Annotated in this window: 20 protein-coding genes; 12 read left to right on the top strand and 8 right to left on the bottom strand. The window is 73.2% G+C overall.

Going from position 1 to position 17,923, the window contains the following annotated elements; translation table 11 throughout:
- Positions 1-46: 46 nt before the first annotated feature.
- Positions 47-349 (top strand): ArsR/SmtB family transcription factor, encoded by a 303-nt coding sequence (locus F8R89_RS03185; protein ID WP_151782501.1) that lies wholly within the window; start codon positions 47-49, stop codon positions 347-349.
- Positions 346-738, top strand: a complete 393-nt coding sequence (locus tag F8R89_RS03180; protein WP_151782500.1) for a VOC family protein — start codon at positions 346-348, stop codon at positions 736-738. The genes F8R89_RS03185 and F8R89_RS03180 overlap by 4 nt, the downstream gene beginning before the upstream one ends.
- Here F8R89_RS03180 and F8R89_RS03175 read toward each other — a convergent pair.
- Positions 710-1,714 carry an alpha/beta fold hydrolase gene (locus F8R89_RS03175; RefSeq protein ID WP_151782499.1) on the bottom strand — a complete coding sequence of 335 codons (1,005 nt, stop codon included), beginning with the start codon at positions 1,712-1,714 and terminating at the stop codon, positions 710-712. The two genes, F8R89_RS03180 and F8R89_RS03175, sit on opposite strands and share 29 nt — an antisense overlap.
- A 200-nt stretch (positions 1,715-1,914) precedes the next feature.
- On the opposite strand from F8R89_RS03175, the gene F8R89_RS03170 reads away from it, so the two are divergent.
- Positions 1,915-2,823 carry a hypothetical protein gene (locus tag F8R89_RS03170; protein WP_225994318.1) on the top strand — a complete coding sequence of 303 codons (909 nt, stop codon included), beginning with the start codon at positions 1,915-1,917 and terminating at the stop codon, positions 2,821-2,823.
- A gap of 26 nt (positions 2,824-2,849) precedes the next feature.
- On the opposite strand, the gene F8R89_RS03165 is transcribed toward F8R89_RS03170, so the two are convergent.
- Positions 2,850-4,412 (bottom strand): MFS transporter, encoded by a 1,563-nt coding sequence (locus F8R89_RS03165; RefSeq protein WP_151787978.1) that lies wholly within the window; start codon positions 4,410-4,412, stop codon positions 2,850-2,852.
- Positions 4,413-4,568: 156 nt separating this feature from the next.
- The gene (locus tag F8R89_RS03160) at positions 4,569-5,186 is read right to left on the bottom strand and encodes a TOPRIM nucleotidyl transferase/hydrolase domain-containing protein (protein WP_151782498.1); all 618 of its coding nucleotides are present in this window, start codon (positions 5,184-5,186) and stop codon (positions 4,569-4,571) included.
- A 184-nt stretch (positions 5,187-5,370) separates the two neighbouring features.
- Here F8R89_RS03160 and F8R89_RS03155 point away from each other — a divergent pair, with 184 nt between their 5' ends.
- Positions 5,371-6,171, top strand: a complete 801-nt coding sequence (locus F8R89_RS03155; RefSeq protein ID WP_225994612.1) for an endonuclease/exonuclease/phosphatase family protein — start codon at positions 5,371-5,373, stop codon at positions 6,169-6,171.
- Between the two features lie 115 nt (positions 6,172-6,286).
- Positions 6,287-7,012: a DinB family protein gene (locus F8R89_RS03150; protein WP_151782496.1), complete on the top strand. Its 726-nt coding sequence runs from the start codon at positions 6,287-6,289 to the stop codon at positions 7,010-7,012.
- A gap of 26 nt (positions 7,013-7,038) precedes the next feature.
- On the opposite strand, the gene F8R89_RS03145 is transcribed toward F8R89_RS03150, so the two are convergent.
- Positions 7,039-7,968: a DMT family transporter gene (locus F8R89_RS03145; RefSeq protein WP_151782495.1), complete on the bottom strand. Its 930-nt coding sequence runs from the start codon at positions 7,966-7,968 to the stop codon at positions 7,039-7,041.
- Positions 7,969-8,195: 227 nt separating this feature from the next.
- Positions 8,196-9,686, bottom strand: a complete 1,491-nt coding sequence (locus F8R89_RS03135) for a SulP family inorganic anion transporter (protein WP_151787977.1) — start codon at positions 9,684-9,686, stop codon at positions 8,196-8,198.
- Positions 9,687-9,962: 276 nt separating this feature from the next.
- Between F8R89_RS03135 and F8R89_RS03130 the strand changes: the two genes are divergently transcribed.
- From F8R89_RS03130 to F8R89_RS03120, 3 genes are all read left to right on the top strand, one after another.
- Positions 9,963-10,367, top strand: a complete 405-nt coding sequence (locus F8R89_RS03130) for a MerR family transcriptional regulator (protein WP_151782494.1) — start codon at positions 9,963-9,965, stop codon at positions 10,365-10,367.
- Positions 10,368-10,630: 263 nt separating this feature from the next.
- The gene (locus tag F8R89_RS03125; RefSeq protein WP_151782493.1) at positions 10,631-10,855 is read left to right on the top strand and encodes a hypothetical protein; all 225 of its coding nucleotides are present in this window, start codon (positions 10,631-10,633) and stop codon (positions 10,853-10,855) included.
- A gap of 90 nt (positions 10,856-10,945) precedes the next feature.
- Entirely contained in the window at positions 10,946-11,521 is a 576-nt protein-coding gene (locus F8R89_RS03120; protein ID WP_151782492.1) for a transcriptional regulator, read from the top strand.
- Between the two features lie 4 nt (positions 11,522-11,525).
- Here F8R89_RS03120 and F8R89_RS03115 read toward each other — a convergent pair whose 3' ends face one another.
- Positions 11,526-12,956 carry a cellulose binding domain-containing protein gene (locus tag F8R89_RS03115; RefSeq protein WP_151782491.1) on the bottom strand — a complete coding sequence of 477 codons (1,431 nt, stop codon included), beginning with the start codon at positions 12,954-12,956 and terminating at the stop codon, positions 11,526-11,528.
- Positions 12,957-13,028: 72 nt separating this feature from the next.
- Positions 13,029-14,561 (bottom strand): beta-N-acetylhexosaminidase, encoded by a 1,533-nt coding sequence (locus F8R89_RS03110; protein ID WP_151782490.1) that lies wholly within the window; start codon positions 14,559-14,561, stop codon positions 13,029-13,031.
- A gap of 249 nt (positions 14,562-14,810) precedes the next feature.
- On the opposite strand from F8R89_RS03110, the gene F8R89_RS03105 reads away from it, so the two are divergent.
- A complete protein-coding gene (locus F8R89_RS03105) occupies positions 14,811-15,653 on the top strand; it encodes a GntR family transcriptional regulator (protein ID WP_151782489.1) in 843 nt (280 codons plus the stop codon).
- Between the two features lie 191 nt (positions 15,654-15,844).
- Positions 15,845-16,552 carry an FAD binding domain-containing protein gene (locus F8R89_RS03100; RefSeq protein WP_151782488.1) on the top strand — a complete coding sequence of 236 codons (708 nt, stop codon included), beginning with the start codon at positions 15,845-15,847 and terminating at the stop codon, positions 16,550-16,552.
- Positions 16,553-16,564: 12 nt separating this feature from the next.
- On the opposite strand, the gene F8R89_RS37200 is transcribed toward F8R89_RS03100, so the two are convergent.
- Positions 16,565-17,587 carry a bifunctional class I SAM-dependent methyltransferase/NUDIX hydrolase gene (locus F8R89_RS37200; RefSeq protein ID WP_151782487.1) on the bottom strand — a complete coding sequence of 341 codons (1,023 nt, stop codon included), beginning with the start codon at positions 17,585-17,587 and terminating at the stop codon, positions 16,565-16,567.
- A 90-nt stretch (positions 17,588-17,677) separates the two neighbouring features.
- Here F8R89_RS37200 and F8R89_RS36090 point away from each other — a divergent pair, with 90 nt between their 5' ends.
- Together F8R89_RS36090 and kdpF are read left to right on the top strand one after the other, a co-directional pair.
- Positions 17,678-17,836, top strand: coding sequence for a hypothetical protein (locus F8R89_RS36090; protein ID WP_192806417.1), 159 nt, complete (start codon positions 17,678-17,680; stop codon positions 17,834-17,836).
- Positions 17,833-17,922 carry a K(+)-transporting ATPase subunit F gene (gene kdpF, locus F8R89_RS03090; protein WP_151782486.1) on the top strand — a complete coding sequence of 30 codons (90 nt, stop codon included), beginning with the start codon at positions 17,833-17,835 and terminating at the stop codon, positions 17,920-17,922. The genes F8R89_RS36090 and kdpF overlap by 4 nt, the downstream gene beginning before the upstream one ends.
- Position 17,923: the final 1 nt, after the last annotated feature.

Here is a 17,923-nt window from a genome sequence, read left to right as displayed (position 1 = left end):
GCGCCGCGGCTTGATAGGCAAGTCCATACTTGCCTATGGTGACGGAGTGGCCGACGACCTCTTCAAAGCCCTGGCCGACCCGACCCGCCGGATCATCCTCGACGAGCTGACGGAGCGGTCCGGACAGACACTGTTCGAGATCTGCGGTCGTCTCGCCATGAAGCACGGACTCGGCATCTCCCGCCAGGGCGTCTCCCAGCACCTCGCCGTGCTGGAGGCCGCCGGACTCGTCAGGACCAGACGGGAGGGCCGCTACAAGTTCCACGACCTCGACACGGCCCCGCTGCGGCGGATCACCGAGCGCTGGCCCCTTCCCGACCCCTCCGCACCCGAGGAGAACACCCCATGAAGATCCGTCTGACCAGCGTCTTCGTCGACGACCAGGCCGCGGCCCAGCACTTCTACACCGAGATCCTCGGCTTCCGTACGAAGCACGACGTCCCGATCGGCGAGAAGGACCGCTGGCTGACCGTCGTCTCGCCCGAGGAGCCCGATGGCACCGAACTGCTCCTCGAGCCCCTCGGTCACCCGGCCGCCCGCACCTACCGCGACGCCCTCGCGCAGGACGGCATCCCGCTCGCCCAGTTCGCCGTGGACGACGTCCGGGCCGAGTACGAGCGGCTGCGCGGCCTCGGCGTCCGCTTCACCCAGGAACCCACGGAGATGGGGCCCGTCACCACCGCCGTCCTCGACGACACCTGCGGCAACCTCATCCAGATCGCGACCCAGCCCGAGTGACCCGCGCGAGCCAGTCGACGAGCAGGCGGTTCGTCTCCCCGGGCCGCTCCTGCTGCACCCAGTGACCGCAGCCGTCCAGCAGATGGGAGGAGACGAGCCCCGGCAGCGTGACCGGGAACGCCTCGATGGCGTCCGCCAGCCAGGTCGTGGAGGCGTCCAGGGACCCGCCCACGAACAGTGACGGCTGGGTCAGCGGCGCCCCGTCGTACGCGGCCAGGTCCTCCCAGTCGCGGTCCATGTTCCGGTACCGGTTGAGCGCGCCGGTGAAGCCGGTCCGCTCGAAGTCCCCGGCGTACACGTCGAGGTCCGCCTCGCCCAGCCAGCCCGGCAGCCGGCCCGCCGGGAACCGGTCCCGCAGCATGCCGCCCGCGCCGACGAAGTGCGGATCGGGGGCGCCGGGCCCGGCCATGGTGTCGGCGGACAGCGCCGCGTAGAACCCGGCGAGCCACCCCCGTACGTCCGGCTCGATCTCGGCCTCGGCGCGACCCGGCTCCTGGAAGTACGAGACGTAGAACTCCTCGTCCCCGCCGACGCGGGAGAAGACGTCACTCGGGCGCGGTCCGCCGCGCGGCGTGTACGGCACGGAGAGCAGCCCCACCGCCCGGAAGACGGCCGGCCGCAGCAGCCCGGAGTTCGCCGCGATGGTCGCGCCCCAGTCGTGGCCGACGATCACGGCCGACTCCTCGCCGAGGGCGTGCACCACCGCCACGTTGTCCTCGACCAGCTCGCGCATCCGGTACGCCTCCACGGCCGCCGGCCCGGCGGAGCGGCCGTAGCCGCGGACGTCGAGTGCCACGGCCCGGTGGCCCGCCGCCGCGAGGGCGGGCAGTTGATGACGCCAGGAGTACCAGGACTCCGGGAAGCCGTGCACGAGCAGCACGAGCGGGCCGGTGCCCTGCTCCACCAGATGGATCGGCCCGGCCGGGCCGGTGACCGTGCGATGGGTGAACCGTTCCGAGCCGTCCTGCCGTGCCATGTGCCCTCCTGCGGACGTCGCTGCCTCGCCCGAACGGCCCCCGTGCGGGCCGCCGGAACCGCCGCTGCGGTCACGCCGATGCTGCGGAGCGCGACGGCGGCACGGCCAGCGCGTTTGCCGATCCGGCAAACTCCCCGGCCAGGGCGTACGGCGCCCCGGTCCACGCTGTCCCACCCCGGGTGACGTGGGAAGATCTGCGCGTGAGCAGCCGGTTCGCCGAGAGGGAGCCCGTGGACCTGGACACCGTGGCCGACGAACTGTACGGACTGCGGCCCGAGCAGTTCACCGCCGCCCGCAACGAACGGGCCGCGGCCGCGCGCTCGGCCGGGAACCGGGCGCTCGCCGACGAGATCGGCCGGCTGCGCCGCCCCAGCCTGTCCGCCTGGGCGAGCAACACCCTGGTGCGCGCCCGGCGCGACCAGGTCGAACCCCTCGTCGAGCTCGGCGAGGCCCTGCGCCAGGCCCACCGCGACCTGGACCCCGCGCAGTTGCGCGACCTCGTCCACCAGCAGCGCCTGCTGATCGGCGCGCTGACCCGGCAGGCCGCCCAGCTCGCCGCCGACGCCGGGCACCCGCTCGGCCAGGACGCCCAGCGCGAGGTCCAGGACACCCTCCAGGCGGTGCTCGCCGACCCCGAGGCCGCCCGGCAGTGGGCCTCCGGCCGTCTCACCAAGCCCCTCACACCCTCGGCCGCGTTCCCCGCCACCAGCGGCGAGGCGCCGCCCCGCCGCGCGGCGGAACCGGACCGGGCGAAGCGGCCCGCGCGAGCCGGGGCGGAGAAGTCCGCCGAGGACCAGCGGCGCCGCCGGCTCGCCGAGGCCCGCGAGGCGGCCGAGGAGGCCGACCGGGAACGGGCGGCGCGCGCCGAGGAGGCCGAAGACGCGGCCCGGCGGGCCGAGGACGTCGAGGAGAGGATCGCCGAGCTGAAGGACCGGGTGGAGACCCTGTCCAAGGAGCTGAAGGACGCCGAGGCCGAGCTCGCCCAGGCCCGCTCCGACGACCGTACGGCCCGCGAGGAGGCCCGGGCGGCCGAGCGCCGCGTCCGGGACGCCGACCGCGCGGCGCAGAAGGCGGCCCGGCGCGTGGAGGAGCTGTCGGACGCCGGCTGACGCCTGCATCCGTCAGCCGCGCCCGCTCACGAACCCGCCCACTGGCCCGGCTGCCTCGCCCCCGGCGACGCGGGCGCCGACTCCTCCTGCTCCTCGGGAGTCACGGCCCGGCCGCCCGGATGACGCAGGGCACACAGGAACGCGACACCGAGGGCGATCGCCATGCCGTAGAAGACCCACTGGTTGGCCTCGGCGAAGTCCGTCCGGATCGCGCCCATCGCGTCCCGGATCGCGTTCGCCGCCGGTCCCGTGCCGGTGGGCGCGGCGTCGTCGCCGTTGCCGGTGATGGACTCGGTGACCCCGCGGGCGACGTCGTCCGACACGCCCGGCGAAAAGCCGCGTCCCTCCAGGGTGTTCCGCACGTTCGTGTTGGTGACGTGGGTCAGGATCGTGCCGAACACCGCCAGGCCCACGCTCGCCGCGAAGTTGCGGATCGTCTGCGTGATGCCCGTGACCTCGCCGTACGACGGACCGATGGCCCGGTTCACGGCGTCCGTCGACGCGGGGGCGAGGATGAAGCCGATCCCGGCGCCCGCGAGCGCCGCGTACGGCCACTGGTCGTGCATCGACAGGTCGGTCAACTCGCCCGCCCACAGGGCGAACCCGACGGCGCCCAGCACACACCCCAGTTTCAGGGCCGGGCGCGCGCCCTGCTTGTCGAGGATGCGGCCGCCCCACTGCGAGGCGATCGCGAAACCGGCGAAGAAGTACAGCAGGAACAGCGCCGCCTGGTTCGGCGAGGCGCTCAGGGACACCTGCGCGTACACCGACGCGAAGAAGAACAGCGGCACGAACGCCAGCATCGCGAAGAACAGCACCGCGGCGTCGACACCGAACGCCTTGTCCCGGAACACCCGCAGGTCGATCAGGGGGTGCCGCACCCCGAGTTCGTAGCGGACGAACACGCCGAGGATCGCCAGGCCGCCCACGATGCAGAGCCAGGTGGCCGCGCTGTCCCAGCCCCACGACCACGCCTGTTGGAAGCCCAGCACGCACAGCCCCATGCCGGCCGCGATCAGCACGGCGCCGGGCACGTCCAGGGTGCCCTCCCGCCGGCGGTCCGCGATCCGCGCGGCCGCGACGAGCGCCAGGGCGACGACGGCGACCGGGACGTTGACCCAGAACACCGCCCGCCAGGTCCAGCTCGTGAGCCAGCCGCCCAGCAGCGGCCCGATGGCGGTCAGCGCGCCGGAGATCCCGAAGAACAGGGCCAGGGCCCGGCCCCGCCGTTCACGCGGGAACACAGCCACCACGACCGCCAGCGCGGCCGGGAACAGCAGCGCCGCCCCGAACCCCTGGGTGGCCCGGAACGCGATCAGCCAGCCCTGGGCCACGTCCCCCTTCGGGACACAGCCGCACAGCACCGACGAGACGACGAAGACCAGCGTGCCGACGACGACCACCCGCCGCGGCCCGTACAGGTCCGCGAGACGGCCGCCCAGCGCGAAGAACGCCGCCAGGGCCAGCAGATAGGCGTTGACGACCCACTGCATACCGGAGGAGGACAGACCGAGTTCCCGGACGATGTCGGGGGCCGCGATCGACACGATGGTCTGGTCGATGAACGTCATCGCGACCGCGAACATCATCGCCGCGAGCGCCACGGTCTGTCGTGGTGCCGTCTGGGAGGAGGCCGTGGACGCGCCACGCCCCGGGTACGAGCCACTCACGCGTCCAGTCTGCGCCCGACCCGGCGACCGCGCATCAGCAGCGCGCGGGCACCGAACTGCCCCCCGCCGCACGGCTCAGACGACGGCCAGCAGCTCCTCCAGCGGGGCCGGGACACGGTCGGTGTCGAGGGCCTCCACGAGCACCCGGCCGTAGTGGATCTTGCGTCCGCTCGTCGTCCCGAAGAACCGCCGCAGCCGCTGCTGCGCGGTGCGGTTCCGCTGCGCCGGCTGCCGCAGGAACGTCGTCAGGGGACGCAGGTCCCCTTCCGCGCGCACGAGTTCCTCCACCCGCCCGGTCCCCAGCGCGCGGATCAGCTCGTCCTCCAGGTCCGCCGCGCAGACGAAGAAGCCGGGCCGTACGACCCCCGCACGCTGCCAACCGCGGGCGTAGAAGGGGCTCTCACGCTCGTCGCACAGCCCGGCCAGACGGAGGCCCAGACCGGACGGCCCGAGCAGTTCGGCGAACCGGCCGACGCTCATGGCGCCGCCCATCGGCAGGACGCAGACGCCCTCCGCCGCCAGATCCCGCCCGCGGAGCCCGGCCAGCGCGTTGACCGCCGCCGCGTCACTGGGCCCCTCCAGCAGCACCGCCACCCGCACGGGCAGCCGCGCGGCCAGCTCCCGCGCCCGTCCGCCGTCCCCGCCGGCCGCCCACGCGGTCACCGCTGCCTGGAAGGCCCCCATGTCACCCATGGCAGGAGTCTGCGCCGGTGCCCCGTGCCACGCCAGTGCTTTTCGCCGCCCCGGGCACCCCGCCTCTCACAGGGAGCCGACAGGTCCGTCGCCTACCCTCGTCCCTGAGGACGCCGACGTCGCGTCCGTGCGCTGCGAGGAGGCGAGGGTGCGGGGACGGGGCACGCGGTGGTTCGTGGCCGTCATGATCGCGGCCTGCGCGGTGCTCGTCGGCCCCAGCGCGCCCAGCGGCGCCGTCTTCGCCAGGGCGCTGCCCGTGGACGCGGCCGACGCCGTCGTACCGAACCGGGTGATGACCTGGAACCTCTGCAACCCCTGCGGGGTGAGCGACGTCGACCGGGCGGCGGAGATCGCGACGTACGCGCCGCAGGTCGTCGGGGTGCAGGAGGCGTGCGACCGGGACGTCGCCCGGATACGGGACTTCCTACAGGCCTACTACGGCCTCGAGTACCACGTCGCGTACGGGACGGTGCTCGACAGCCTGAGCCGCTGCGGCGGGCCGCCGTGGAACCCCGGCGGCTTCGGGCAGGCGATCCTCTCCGCCGCGCCGATGACGGACGTGGTGCGCCGGGAGTACCCCGACGGCGGTTCGGAGGACCGCGGTTATCTGGCGGTCACCACCCTCCTGGACGGCCGGCCGGTCCGCGTCTTCAACACCCATCTCGCGCAACGGCGTCAGGAGTCCGTCCGGGCGGCACAGGTCCCCGTGCTCGCCCGCGAGGTCGCCCGCTTCGACCGCGCCGTCGTGCTGGGCGACTTCAACGCCGTGCCGGAGGCACCCGAACTCGGGCCGATGTGGAAGGTGGCCACCGACGTCGACCCCGAGTGCCGCCCCGTGCCCACCGGGCCGTGCGAGCCGACCACGGACTGGCAGAGCAAGTTCGACTACGTCTTCCTGCGCGGCGTCGACCCGGTCGCGCACGGGGTGCGGCCCACCGTGTACTCCGACCACCACCCGCTGCTCGCCGAAGTGGACGTGCCCTGACGCGGAAATCGTTCGCGTCCCCGCCGGACGGGCCACTACCCTCCGCCTGTCCGTGAAGTGGCGTGCCCGCAAGGGGACATGACCGCGCGGCGGCGCACCGGCGAAGGGGCCAGGCATGGAGATCGGCGGCACGGAGATCGGCGGCACGAGGACGGACCGGCTCGGGCTGCTGCTCGACCAGTTCGACCGCGCCCGGGAGATGGCGGAGGTCCGGCTGACCGGGCTCACCGACGAGGAGTACCTGTGGGAGCCGGTCCCCGGCTGCTGGTCCATCCGCCCGCGCGGCGAGGCGACGACCCCCAGGGCGTTCGGGCCGGGGGAGTGGGTGCTCGACCTGGGCGCCGCGGACATCCCGGCGAGCGAGTACGCCGAGGTCGCCCGGCAGGTCGCCGACGGCATGAGCGTCGAGAAGGTGGCCGAGGACTGGAGCGTCTCCGTCGAGCGGGTCGAGGAGGTCCTGGCGCACACGGGGCCCGTGGAGCCCGACCGGACGCCCGTCACCACCATCGCCTGGCGGCTGGGCCATCTGCATTACGACTTCGCCGGGCGCTGGGAGTGGACCTTCGGCGAACGCCGTCAGGACCCCAAGCGGATGGTCGACTTCAGCCCCTCCGCCGCGACCGCGCTCGAACGCTTCTGGGAGTCCGTCGACCGCTGGCGCCGGGCCGTCGGCGCGGTGACCCAGGAGCAGCTCGACACGATCGGCTTCTCCCAGTACCCGTACGGCTCCGACCCGGACGAGCCGTACGCGGCCGTGCTCTGGGGCGCCAACCTGGAGTTCATCCACCACATGGCGGAGATCGCCCTCCTGCGCGACCTGTGGCAGGCGCGCTCCGCCTGACCGGACGGTCTCAGCGGGGGCCTTCCCTAGGCGACCTGTTCCTGTTCCTCCGGCGCCACCAGCGACTGGTTGAGCGCCGTCCGGGACAGGGCGACGATCCCCACCGCGATCAACGCGACCCCGAGCAGCTGCGGTACGAGCCACCAGCCGGAGCGGACGGTCTCCTCGTACAGGGTGATGCCGAGCGCGAGGCTCACCGCCGCGTCGCCCAGGGTGAGGGCGGGCTGCGAGGCGACCAGGGGGCCGGCCTGCATGGAGTTCTCCAGCAGGAACAGCGCGCACACCCCGGTCACGGCGAAGCCGTACGTCTGCCAGGCGGTGAGGAAGGCGACGATCCCCTCCTCGTCGAGGAGGTGCGTGGACGCCTTGAGCAGGGCCGCCGTCATCGCGTAGCTGATCGCGGTGGCGGCCCCCAGACAGGCCGCCCGGGCGGGCCCCCGCGGGCGTCTGAGCGCCATCACGGTGAGGGCGGCGACCAGGCCCGCGCAGACGGCGAGCGCCGGGATCCACCGTTCCAGGGACACCCGGGTGCGGTCGCCTGAGGGCGCGGCGGCGGCGAGCGCGACCCCCAGCCCCACGACCACCACGGTCACCGCCACCCAGCCCGACCCCGGCAGCCGCCGTTGCATCAGCAGGGCCGCCACGATCAGCGTCAGCGGAAGCTCCAGCACGAACAGCGGCTGCACGATCGTCAGCGGCCCGGTCGCCAGCGCGACCGCCTGGCATACGGCGGCCCCGATGACCGCGAGGATGCCGAACAGCCAGACCGGCCGGCGCAGCAGATCGAGGATCAGCCCGGCCCGCAGCCCCTGCGAGCTGGGCACGGTGAGCGCCGCCTTGCGCTGGAGCACCGTGGCCACGGCGTTGCTCAGGGCGGCACAGACCGCGAAGACGACAGGGAGCACCGTGCCCAGCGTGGCCACCTCCCGAACGCTCCGGTTTCCTCGTCCCGCCATCCTCACCTGGGGCGGGGCGGGGGCGCGATCGGAGAGAGGGGCGTACCGCGTAGGTCGTGTCCGCAAAGTCCCGTTGTTCGCCCGTAGGGCGGGCCGAGCGGTGTCCGGTGCGTGCTCTCGGCGTGCCGGACGGGCTCCCGCGTACTGGTTGTACGCGGGTGACCGGCCGGTGCGGCGAGAGTGCGTGCCGGGCGCCGGGCGGCAGGCGGGACTTTGCGGACACGACCTTAGTGCCCGGCGACCAGCTCGCCGCTGAGGCGGTCGTGCAGATGCGCGCTGGGGCCGTTCAGGCCGGTGATCTCCACCGTCTTGCCGCGGCTCGCGTACTTCGTCGTGACGGCGTCCAGGGCGGCGACCGAGGAGGCGTCCCAGACATGGGCGGCGGACAGGTCGATGATCACCTTCTCCGGGTCGCCCGCGTAGTCGAAGCGGCCGACGAGATCGTTGGAGGAGGCGAAGAACAGCTCCCCGGTCACCCGGTAGACGACCGTGGCGCCGTCCGGGTCCACGACCGCGGTGACGTCGGCCAGACGGGCGACGCGCCGGGCGAAGACGACCATGGCGGAGACGGAGCCGACGACGACACCGATGGCGAGGTTGTGCGTGGCGACGACGACCGCCACGGTGATGACCATGACGGCGATCTCTCCCGCGGGCATCCGCCGCAGCGTCTTCGGCGCGATGGAGTGCCAGTCGAACGTCGCGAACGACACCATCACCATCACGGCGACCAGCGCGGCCATCGGGATGTCGGAGACCACCGGCCCGAAGACGACGCACAGCACCATCAGGAAGGCACCCGCCAGGAAGGTGGACAGCCGGGTGCGGGCCCCGGACACCTTCACGTTGATCATCGTCTGGCCGATCATGGCGCAGCCGCCCATACCGCCGAAGAACCCGGTGACGATATTGGCGACGCCCTGCCCCACGGACTCCCGGGTCTTGGAGGAGCGGGTGTCGGTGATCTCGTCGACCAGCTTGGCCGTCATCAGCGACTCCATCAGACCGACCAGCGCCATCGCGAACGCGTAGGGGGCGACCGTGGTCAGGGTGTCCATCGTGAACGGCACGTCCGGCAGCCCCGGCACCGGCAGCGACGACGGCAGCTCGCCCTTGTCGCCGACCGTGGGCACCGCGATGCCCGCCGCCAGCGTGACGACGGTGAGGACGACGATCGACACGAGCGGCGCCGGGACGAGGGAGGTGACCTTCGGGAAGAACACCATGAGCAGCAGACCGGCGCCGATCAGCGGATACACCGGCCAGGGCACGTCGGTCATCTCGGGGACCTGCGCCATGAAGATCAGGATGGCCAGCGAGTTGACGAACCCGACCATCACCGAGCGCGGCACGAACCGCATCAGCCGGGCCACACCGAGCGCGCCGAGCAGCACCTGGAAGGCACCCGCGAGGATCACGGCCGCGACCAGGTAGCCGAAGCCGTGCTCCCGGTTCAGGGGCGCGATCACGAGGGCGACCGCGCCGGTGGCCGCGGAGATCATGGCCCGGCGCCCGCCGACGATCGCGATGGTGACGGCCATGGTGAACGACGCGAACAGGCCGATCGCCGGATCGACCCCGGCGATGACCGAGAAGGAGATCGCCTCGGGGATCAGGGCGAGCGCGACCACCAGACCGGCGAGCACCTCGGTGCGCCACACCTTGGGGTCGCGCAGCCAGTCGGGCTTCAGGCCGCGCAGCCGTGCGGCCGGGGACAGAACGGAGGAGGACAACGAAACGGCTACCTGTCGTTTTCGGGCACGTCCCGGGCCGGGGCGGTGCGCGCTGAGGACGGTGGAGGAGACCTGGTGGCCTCGGGGGCGGCGTCGGCCCCGACACGGCAGCGGCCGGACATCCACCGTCCGGACCGCGAGGGCGAGGGAAACGGCCGTCGAGCCGACCCTCACCGCGCAAACCCTACCCTAACGTTAGGGTAGAGATCGGCGGGCCGGGCGTGAGGTGGCCCCACAGGGCGAGAAGGGCCGGGCAGGGACATGGGCAGCGAACACATGCAGATCGGCGAGGTCGCCACGCGCACCGAGCTGTCGCTGCGCACCATCCGCCACTACGAGGAGACCGGCCTCGTCGTCCCCTCCGCGCGCTCCCAGGGCGGCTTCCGCCTCTACACCGAGGCCGACGTCGCCCGCCTCATGGTGATCCGGCGCATGAAACCGCTCGGATTCACCCTCGACGAGATGCGCGAACTGCTCGACGTCACCGACCGCCTCGACGCCGGCGACGACCTCCCCGCACCCGAACGCGAGCGGCTGCTGGGACGGTTGCGCGGCTTCGAGGAGGCGGCCCAGCGGCGCGTCGCCGACCTGCGCACCCAGCTGGCGCGCGCCGAGGACTTCGCGTCCACCCTGCGCTCCCGCCTCTCCACGGCCGCCGCGCCCTAAGGTCGTGTCCGCAAAGTCCCGCCTGCCGCCCGGCGTCCGGCACGCACTCTCGCCGCACCGGCCGGGCTCCCGCGTACAACCAGTACGCGGGAGCCCGTCTGGCACTCCCCCTAGCTCTTCGAGCAGGGGGGACCCCCAGAGCACGCACCGGACACCGCTCGGCCGCCCTACGGGCGAACGACGGGACTTCACGGACACGACCTAGGTATGCCCACGGCGGCGCCCCACGTGCGCGCTCCCGGCACAGGCCCCACCCTGGTCCCATGGTCAGCGCACAGCCCATCGCCATCTACCCGGCCGCCGAGGACGGCGGCCGGCGAGTCCGTGTGAACGAGCAGTTCGTGGGGATGGCCTACGGCCTGCTGGACATCGTCGAGTTCCTGCGCCTCGCGGGCCTGGACGACGTGGACGACGACTGGGTACGGCAGTCCGCGCTGATCGAGTGGCGGGGCGGCGGCCCCGAAGGGTGGCATCCCGACCGCGACTGACCCGGGTGGCCCCGGCGGCGCGCACCGCCGCGGTGGGTAAGCTCACGGCCGACAGCAGATCCGTGTCGGAGCGCGAGTGAGAGTGGTCGGATGCCGGAGCGCAACCTCGAGTTCGGCAAGTACGGGGCTCAGGGCCTCAGGGGGCACGAAGCGGTGGCCCGCCGCCTCGACGCGCTCGCCGGATTCGTCGCGACGCCGATCACCCAGCGCCGTGGTCTGCTCGCCCGCCTGCACTACCTCACCCGCACCGAGCACGCCCGCCTGGCGGCCCGCGCGGCAGGACTGACCGTCACCGACCGGACGCTGAAGGCGTGGCTGGCGGGCCGGCGCAGTCCGTCGCGCAGGAACCTGGAGAACATCGAGGCGGCGTACCGGTCCGTACGCCGCCACAATGTCGCCCGCTACCTGCTGGCCCGCCTGAACCGCGAGGGCCGCGGCACCCGTGTCGAGTTCCACCCGGTGAACCAGTCCCAGGTGGACCGGCCCCGGCAGCGGGTGGTGGAGTACCGCACGCTGAACGTCCGCCACTGGGACCGGATCGTCGACGCGTGGGCCCGGGACGACGCCGCCGCCCTGGACGAGGCCTGGGTCAACGACGCGACCGTGGACCTCGGTTCCGAATGGGGCCAGTACGAGTACGTGACCAACATCGGCTTCGCGGCCTGAACTTCTAACCGGGCACCTTGTCCTCGAAGGTCGTGCCCGCCGCCCGGTAGGCGCCGACCTTGGCCGTGACCTGTGCCGGGGTCAGGACCTGGTCCTTGACGTGCAGGACGTAGTCGACCTGCTCGTCGTAGGAGCGGGGCGTGGTGCTGGTCTGGCCGGCGAGGTCGATCAGCCACTGGTTGAAGTTGATCGACATGGGCCGCTCGGGCAGGTAGGCGGCATCGTGGGTGCCGAACAGCCGCCCGTCGACGTAGTACTTGATGGAGCTGTCGTCGATCGTCAGCACCAGGTCGTGCCAGCCGGCGTAGCTCTGCCGGGACTCGCTGTGCTGGTTGACGGCCTGCCAGGGGTCGGGGTTGTACGTCTCCCAGGACGTCGTGTACAGGATGTTGGCGGGCTCGCCCCAGCCGCCGTTGGGCAGGTACTCGAAGTCGTACTCGGCGTAGTCGTCGGCCATGGGGGCCTTGAGGTCGTTGATGGTGAAGAACGTCTGCACCAGGCGGTCCCCGTCCGGCCCGGACACCGGCGCGTCGGAGAACCGGACGCGCGCCGCGTAGGTGCCGTCGCGGAACTTCATGGCCTTGGTGAGGACTTCGGTCTGCCTGGTGCTCTCAGGGGTGCCCGCGGTCGACGTCCGCAGGTTCATCACGGAGTTGCCGCCGGAGGCGGTGAAGGTGACGTTCTCCGGGGCCCAGGTCGCGCCGGGCACGCCGGGGCCGCCCGCGTTTGAGCGCACGCTCCAGCCGTTCGCCGAGATCCTCGGGTCGCTCGACGAGCTGTAGCTGAAGTCGTCGAACAGGCTCTGTCCGCCCGCCGGGGGGTCGGTGGGCGGGTCGGTCGGGGGATCGGTGGGGTCGTCGCCGACGGGAGAGGTGCCCCACACGGTGCTGCCCGACACCGAGGCGGTGACCTTCGTCCAGTCCGCGTACGAGGTCTGGGAGGCGCCGAAGGAGTAGTCGTCGCTCTGCCGCAGCGTCTGCCAGTCCGCCCGGTGGAAGCGCAGCTGCATGTCCCCCGTGTCGGTGCCCGGGGCGAGCGTGCCCGCCCCCGCGGTGAAGCCGATCTCCAGGTAACGGTCGGCGGTGGCCGTCGGGTGGGCCGGTGTCCCGAACGTCCCGGTGATGTTGGCGCAGCCCTTCACCGCCCAGGAACAGGCGAAGCGGTAGGCGGTCCCGGCCGCGTCGGCCTTGAAGTAGTAGCGCAGCTTGACGGAGCTGAGCGGCAGGCCGGCGCTGCCGGTGTTCCTGACCTTCAGCCAGGGCTCCGCCTGGTCCGCGGTGGCGCCGGTGGCGCTGGTCCGGTACTGCACGCTCACACCCGTGGCGGCGGCGCTCGCGGTGCCCGGGAGGGCGGCGAGACAGGCGGTGCCGAGGGCGGTGGCCACGGCTGCCGCCAGGGCGACCCGCAGTCTGCTCGGTGTGGTTCGGGACGTCATGCTGATTCCTTCCGACGGGATGTGGGGTTCGTCGTGCTCGGGAGATCAGGGCCGTGCCGTGGGGGTGCGGTCTCAGGGGTGGCGGGGCACGCCGAGCGCGTCGAGGCGCGGGAGGTGCCGGTCGAGACGTGAGCGGAACTCCGGCCACGGGGTGGGTCCGCTCCAGGCGCGGTCCGCCAGGGCGCACAACCGGGGGTAGGTGAGGTACTCCAGGCGCGCGGGGGTCGTCGCGTACTCCGTCCACACCTGCGCCTGCGCGCCGAGGACATGGGCGGCTGCCTTTGGAGCGGCCCCCTCCGGGACCGGGTCGTGGGCGTGGACGTCCCGGAGCGTGACGACGGCTCCGGGCTGGGCCGGAAGCTCCCGCGCCCCGCCGCGCTGGGGGTGGTCGAGGTAGGTGCGGCGGTGGTCGGCGTTGATCACGTCGAGACCCCGTCGCGCGGCGGCGAGGGCGTGCGCCGGGTCGCGCCACGCCATCACCGTGAACGTGTCCGGGAGTTCGCCGCCGGTCTCGGCCCAGGCGACCGGGCGGCGTCCGTTGCGGACCAGGAACGCGCCGACGCGGGCGAGGAACCAGCCGTGCAGCGCGCCGGGTCCTGCCAGGCCCTCCTCGCGCACGCGGGCGGCGGCCCCGGCGCTCCCCGCCCACTCGGTGACGGGCACCTCGTCGCCGCCGATGTGGACGTAGGGGGAGGGGAAGACGTCCATGACCTCGTCCAGCACGGTGTGGCAGAAGTCGAACACCTCGTCGTGCACGCCGAGGACGGTGTCGCAGACCCCCCACCTCGTCCACACGTCCAGGGTCCGGCCGGGCCGGTTGCCCAGGTGCGGGTAGGCGGCCAGGGCGGCCCGGACGTGCCCCGGCATCTCGATCTCCGGCACCACGGTCACGCCGCGGGCCGCCGCGTACGCCACGAGGCCCGTGAGTTCGGCCCGGGTGTACGCGCCGCCGTGCGGCACGTCGTCGTAGGTGTCCCCGTCGACGCCGACCGGGGAGCGGGACCGGTGGCCGCCGATCTCGGTGAGCTTGGGGTACGCAGGCACCGGCATCCGCCAGCCCTGGTCGTCGGTGAGATGCAGATGGAAGACGTTGATCTTGTGCAGGGCGAGCAGGTCGATGTAGCGGCGGAGGTACTCCACTGGCTGGAAGTGCCGGGCCACGTCGAGCATCGCGCCGCGCCAGCGGTGGCGCGGGACATCGGTGATCTCGGCGCACGGCAGCGACCAGCGCACGCCGGGCGCCGGCGACCCCGACAGGACGTCCACCGGCAGGAGTTGACGGATCGTCTGTACGCCCCGCAGCAGTCCGGTGGGCCGGGCCGCGCGCAGCAGGACCGAGCGGGGTCCCACCGTCAGCCCGTACCCCTCCTCGCCGAGCCCGGTGAGCGCGGGGTCGAGCGTCAGGACGACGGCCCCGTCCTCGGCGTGGGGCAGCCGAAGTCCGGTGGCGGGGGCCAGGAGTTCGCGCAGCAGGCGGGCGGCGGGTTCGGCGCCGTCGCCGACGCGTACGCCGGTGCCGGTGTCCAGGGTGAAACGGCCGCCCCGGGCGTGGGCGCGGGTGGGGCGGGGGAGCAGCGGAAGCGCCGGAGGCGTGGGTGCGGGCACGGATGTCTCCCGTCTCGGTGGACCTGTGCCGAGCGGCTTGACCAGTCGGGCCACTGGTGAGGTGACCTCTCCCTGGTCGATGAAGGTGGCATAGACCAATTGAGGCGTCAACCCTCCCTGCACGCACCGGTATTGACGGACGTAATCCCGTACAGCCGTTCTGCGACGCCGACTTGACGACTAGACTGCGTCTGACCAGTGCGTGAACTGGTCAGGTGTGCTGGGCGAGTGCGGGCTGGGGGCGGCGGCATGACGGCGGGCGATCCGGGGGCGGTGCTCAAACGGGAGCGCGTCCGCGACCACATCCTCGGACTCATGGAATCCCTGCGCCCCGGCGACGCCATCCCGTCGGAGCGGACGCTGTGCGCGGAGCTCCAGGTGTCCCGGCCCACCCTGCGCGCCGCCGTGGACGAACTCGTCGCCGCCGGGCTGCTGGTGCGCGAGCACGGGCGCGGCATGTTCGTGGCACCGGAGAAGATCACCCAGGAACTGGTGCCCGACCACCGCACCATGGCCGTGCCCCCCGCGTCCGGCGTCTGGACCAGCCGGCTGCTGGAGTTCACCACCATCGCCGCCGGTGCCCGGGTCGGCCGCAAGCTGCGCCTGTCACCCGCCGCCGAGGTCGTCTACGTGGCCCGTCTGCGCCTGGTCGACGGCGCCCCCATGGCCATCGAGCACCTGCACATCCCGGCCGGCCTGGTGCCCGCGCTCACCGCACGCGAACTGGAGGCCGGCGACCTGTACGAGCATCTGCACGACCGTCACGGGGTCCGGGTGAGCGAGGCGGCGCAGACCATGGAACCGACCGTGGTCAGCCAGGCGGAGGCGAAGATCCTCGGCGTCCCCCATCTGTCGCCCGCGCTCCTCTTCGAGCGCCTCACCTACGACACGGACGGCCGCGCCGTCGAGTACGTCCACTCCCTCTACCGGGGCGACCGCTACCGCATCGTCACCCGGCTCACCCTGGGCGTGCCCGCCCCCGACGAGCACGCGGCGCCGACGGGCCCCATCCCCGGCATGCCGCCCGGCGCCTTCCCGCCGCGCGAGGCCGTCGTCGTCACCGCGCGGGGGGACGTCCACGACGAACGGTGAGGCCGGCACCCCGTCCGGCGGACGCCTTCCGGGGCGGTGATGCCGACGCTCGAGGAGCGGAGCGAACCGCGTGCGCGTGTGAGCCCTGTACGCGCCCCCCGTTCCGGAGATTGTCTTACCGGCGGGGCGGGGGGCCGGAACCAGCCGTCCACGGTCCCGAACCGGATCTCGAGAGAGGCAGGGTGGTCACGGTGCTGTTGCGTCTGCCCACGTCGGTGGCCGAAGCGCGGGAGTGTCTGGCGGAGGGGGCGGTGCCGATCGGCGGGGCCACGTTGCTGTGGGCCACCTGGCAACGGGACGGATTCCCCGCTACCGCGATGTCGCTGCGGGAGGTGCCCGAGGCCAACGTCCTCGCGCGCGACGCCGTCGGCGCCGCCGTGGTCCTCGCGCGGATGGACGACCGCGTCCCGGACGTCCTGCGGCTGGCCGCCGGCGGCGTGGGCACCGGCGCGGTCCGCCGCAGCGCGACCGTCGGCGGCAACGTCGTCGGCAGCACCCTGCGCTGTCTGCTCCCCGCCGCCCTCGTCCTGGGCGCCCGGGCGACGGTGCTGGAGAGCGACGGCGTCCGCGAGACGGACCTGGCCGAGCTGGTCGCCAAGCGCCCGCTGCTGCTCAGCCTCAGCTGGCGCCCCCCGCTCGCCAGCACCTTCCGGAAACTGGACGGCGCGCCGGGCGGGGAGCCGCCGCTGGTGGTCGCCTCGGCCGCGCACGCCGGGGACGACGGCCGGGTCGCGCTGCGCGTGGCCGTCCGCGACGGCTACGAGGTGGTCGACGCGGAGGCCACCGCGTCGGACGACCCGGCGGAAACCCTGGACGAACTGCGCGCCACGGCCCTGGCCGACCTGCCGGCCCCGGCGTGGGACGTGATCCGCGCGCAGGTCACCGCCCTGACCGGGTGACGTCGGCTTCCCTCAGGGCGCGTCCGCGAACGGCGTGAAGTGGGCGGGCGCGTGATCGATGGGCAGGCCGGGCCGCCAGGCGGTGAGGATCTGGGCGCTGCACTCGAACAGGCCGGGCGGGAGCGCGTCCAGCGGCCACCAGCGCCAGTCACCGACGGACTCGTCGGGCTGGTCGGCCGGCGTTCCCCGCCACGCGGTGACGACGGCGCCGACGGTCATCCGCACGACCCCGCCGACCTGGTCGACCAGCGTGCCGAGGAGCCGTACGTCGGCCGGGTCGGCGACCAGCCCGGTCTCCTCGGCGAGCTCTCGCACCACGGTCTCCCGCAGCGACTCGCCGGGCTCCACGGTGCCGCCGGGCAGCTCCAGGGTGCCCCGCCGGTGCCGGCCCAGGAGCAGTCCCCGCGGACCCAGCACCACGGCTCCGACCCCGATGGCGGCGTGCGGCACGGGCGGGCGCGTGGTCCGGGGCCGGGAGGTGACGCGAGCCGGCCGGCGGGCCTGGAACAGCCGCGAGGAGGCGTGGTCCGCCTCCTCCGGCGCGTCCAGCTCGGTGACGGACTCCACCTCGAACCCGTACCTCCGCAGCAGCTCCGTCCACACGTCGGTGGTCGGCACCCCCGCCTCGGTCCCGGGGGCGTCCCCGGCCGCATCGGTGTGCGGGACGGTGAAGCAGAGCCGGCCGCCGGGCTTGAGGGACCTGGCCAGTTCGGGCAGCAGCCGGTGCGGATCGATGGAGGACAAGGCGAGGGCGGCGTGGACGACGTCGTACGGGTCCGCCGTCCGCAGGTGCTCCACCGCGTCCGCGCACACCAGGGTGAGCCCGGGCAGATCGCCGTAGCGGGCCCGGGCGCGTTCGATCCCTGAGGGCGAGGAGTCCACGGCGTCCACGCGCGCGCCCCGGTCGCGCACGAGGTGGGCGGCGTGCCGGGCCGTTCCGCAGCCGAGGTCGAGGACCCGCAGCCCGCGCAGGTCGCCGAGGGGCGCGTCGACGGGCCACGGTCGGGAGTCGTCCGGGCTGGTGGTCTGCGGCATCGAGAAACCTCCGGTACGGCGAACAGAGTGAGGCGGCGGCGTAAGGGACGCGTCAAAGATCTCCCGGCCGCCGTAAGGGACCCGTCAACGGTGGCCGAATCCGGCGGGCGCGGAGTTTTCCTTTCCTCGTCCGATGTACCGCCGAATCTCATCCAGGAGTTCGCGATGGCCGATGTGGCCTTCGTCGTCACCACGATCGCGGTGTTCGCGCTGGTGGCTCTCATCGCCAAGGGGGTGACGAAGCTATGACCGCCGAGAACGTCGTCGGCCTGATCGTGGCCGTCGCCCTGCTGGGCTGTCTCGTCCTCGCCCTGATCTTCCCGGAGAGGTTCTGAG

The sequence above is a fragment of the Streptomyces sp. SS1-1 genome, from assembly GCF_008973465.1.
Lineage (GTDB): Bacteria > Actinomycetota > Actinomycetes > Streptomycetales > Streptomycetaceae > Streptomyces.
Note: the sequence above shows the minus strand (reverse complement) of the source record. Positions and strands in the feature narration are given on the sequence as shown.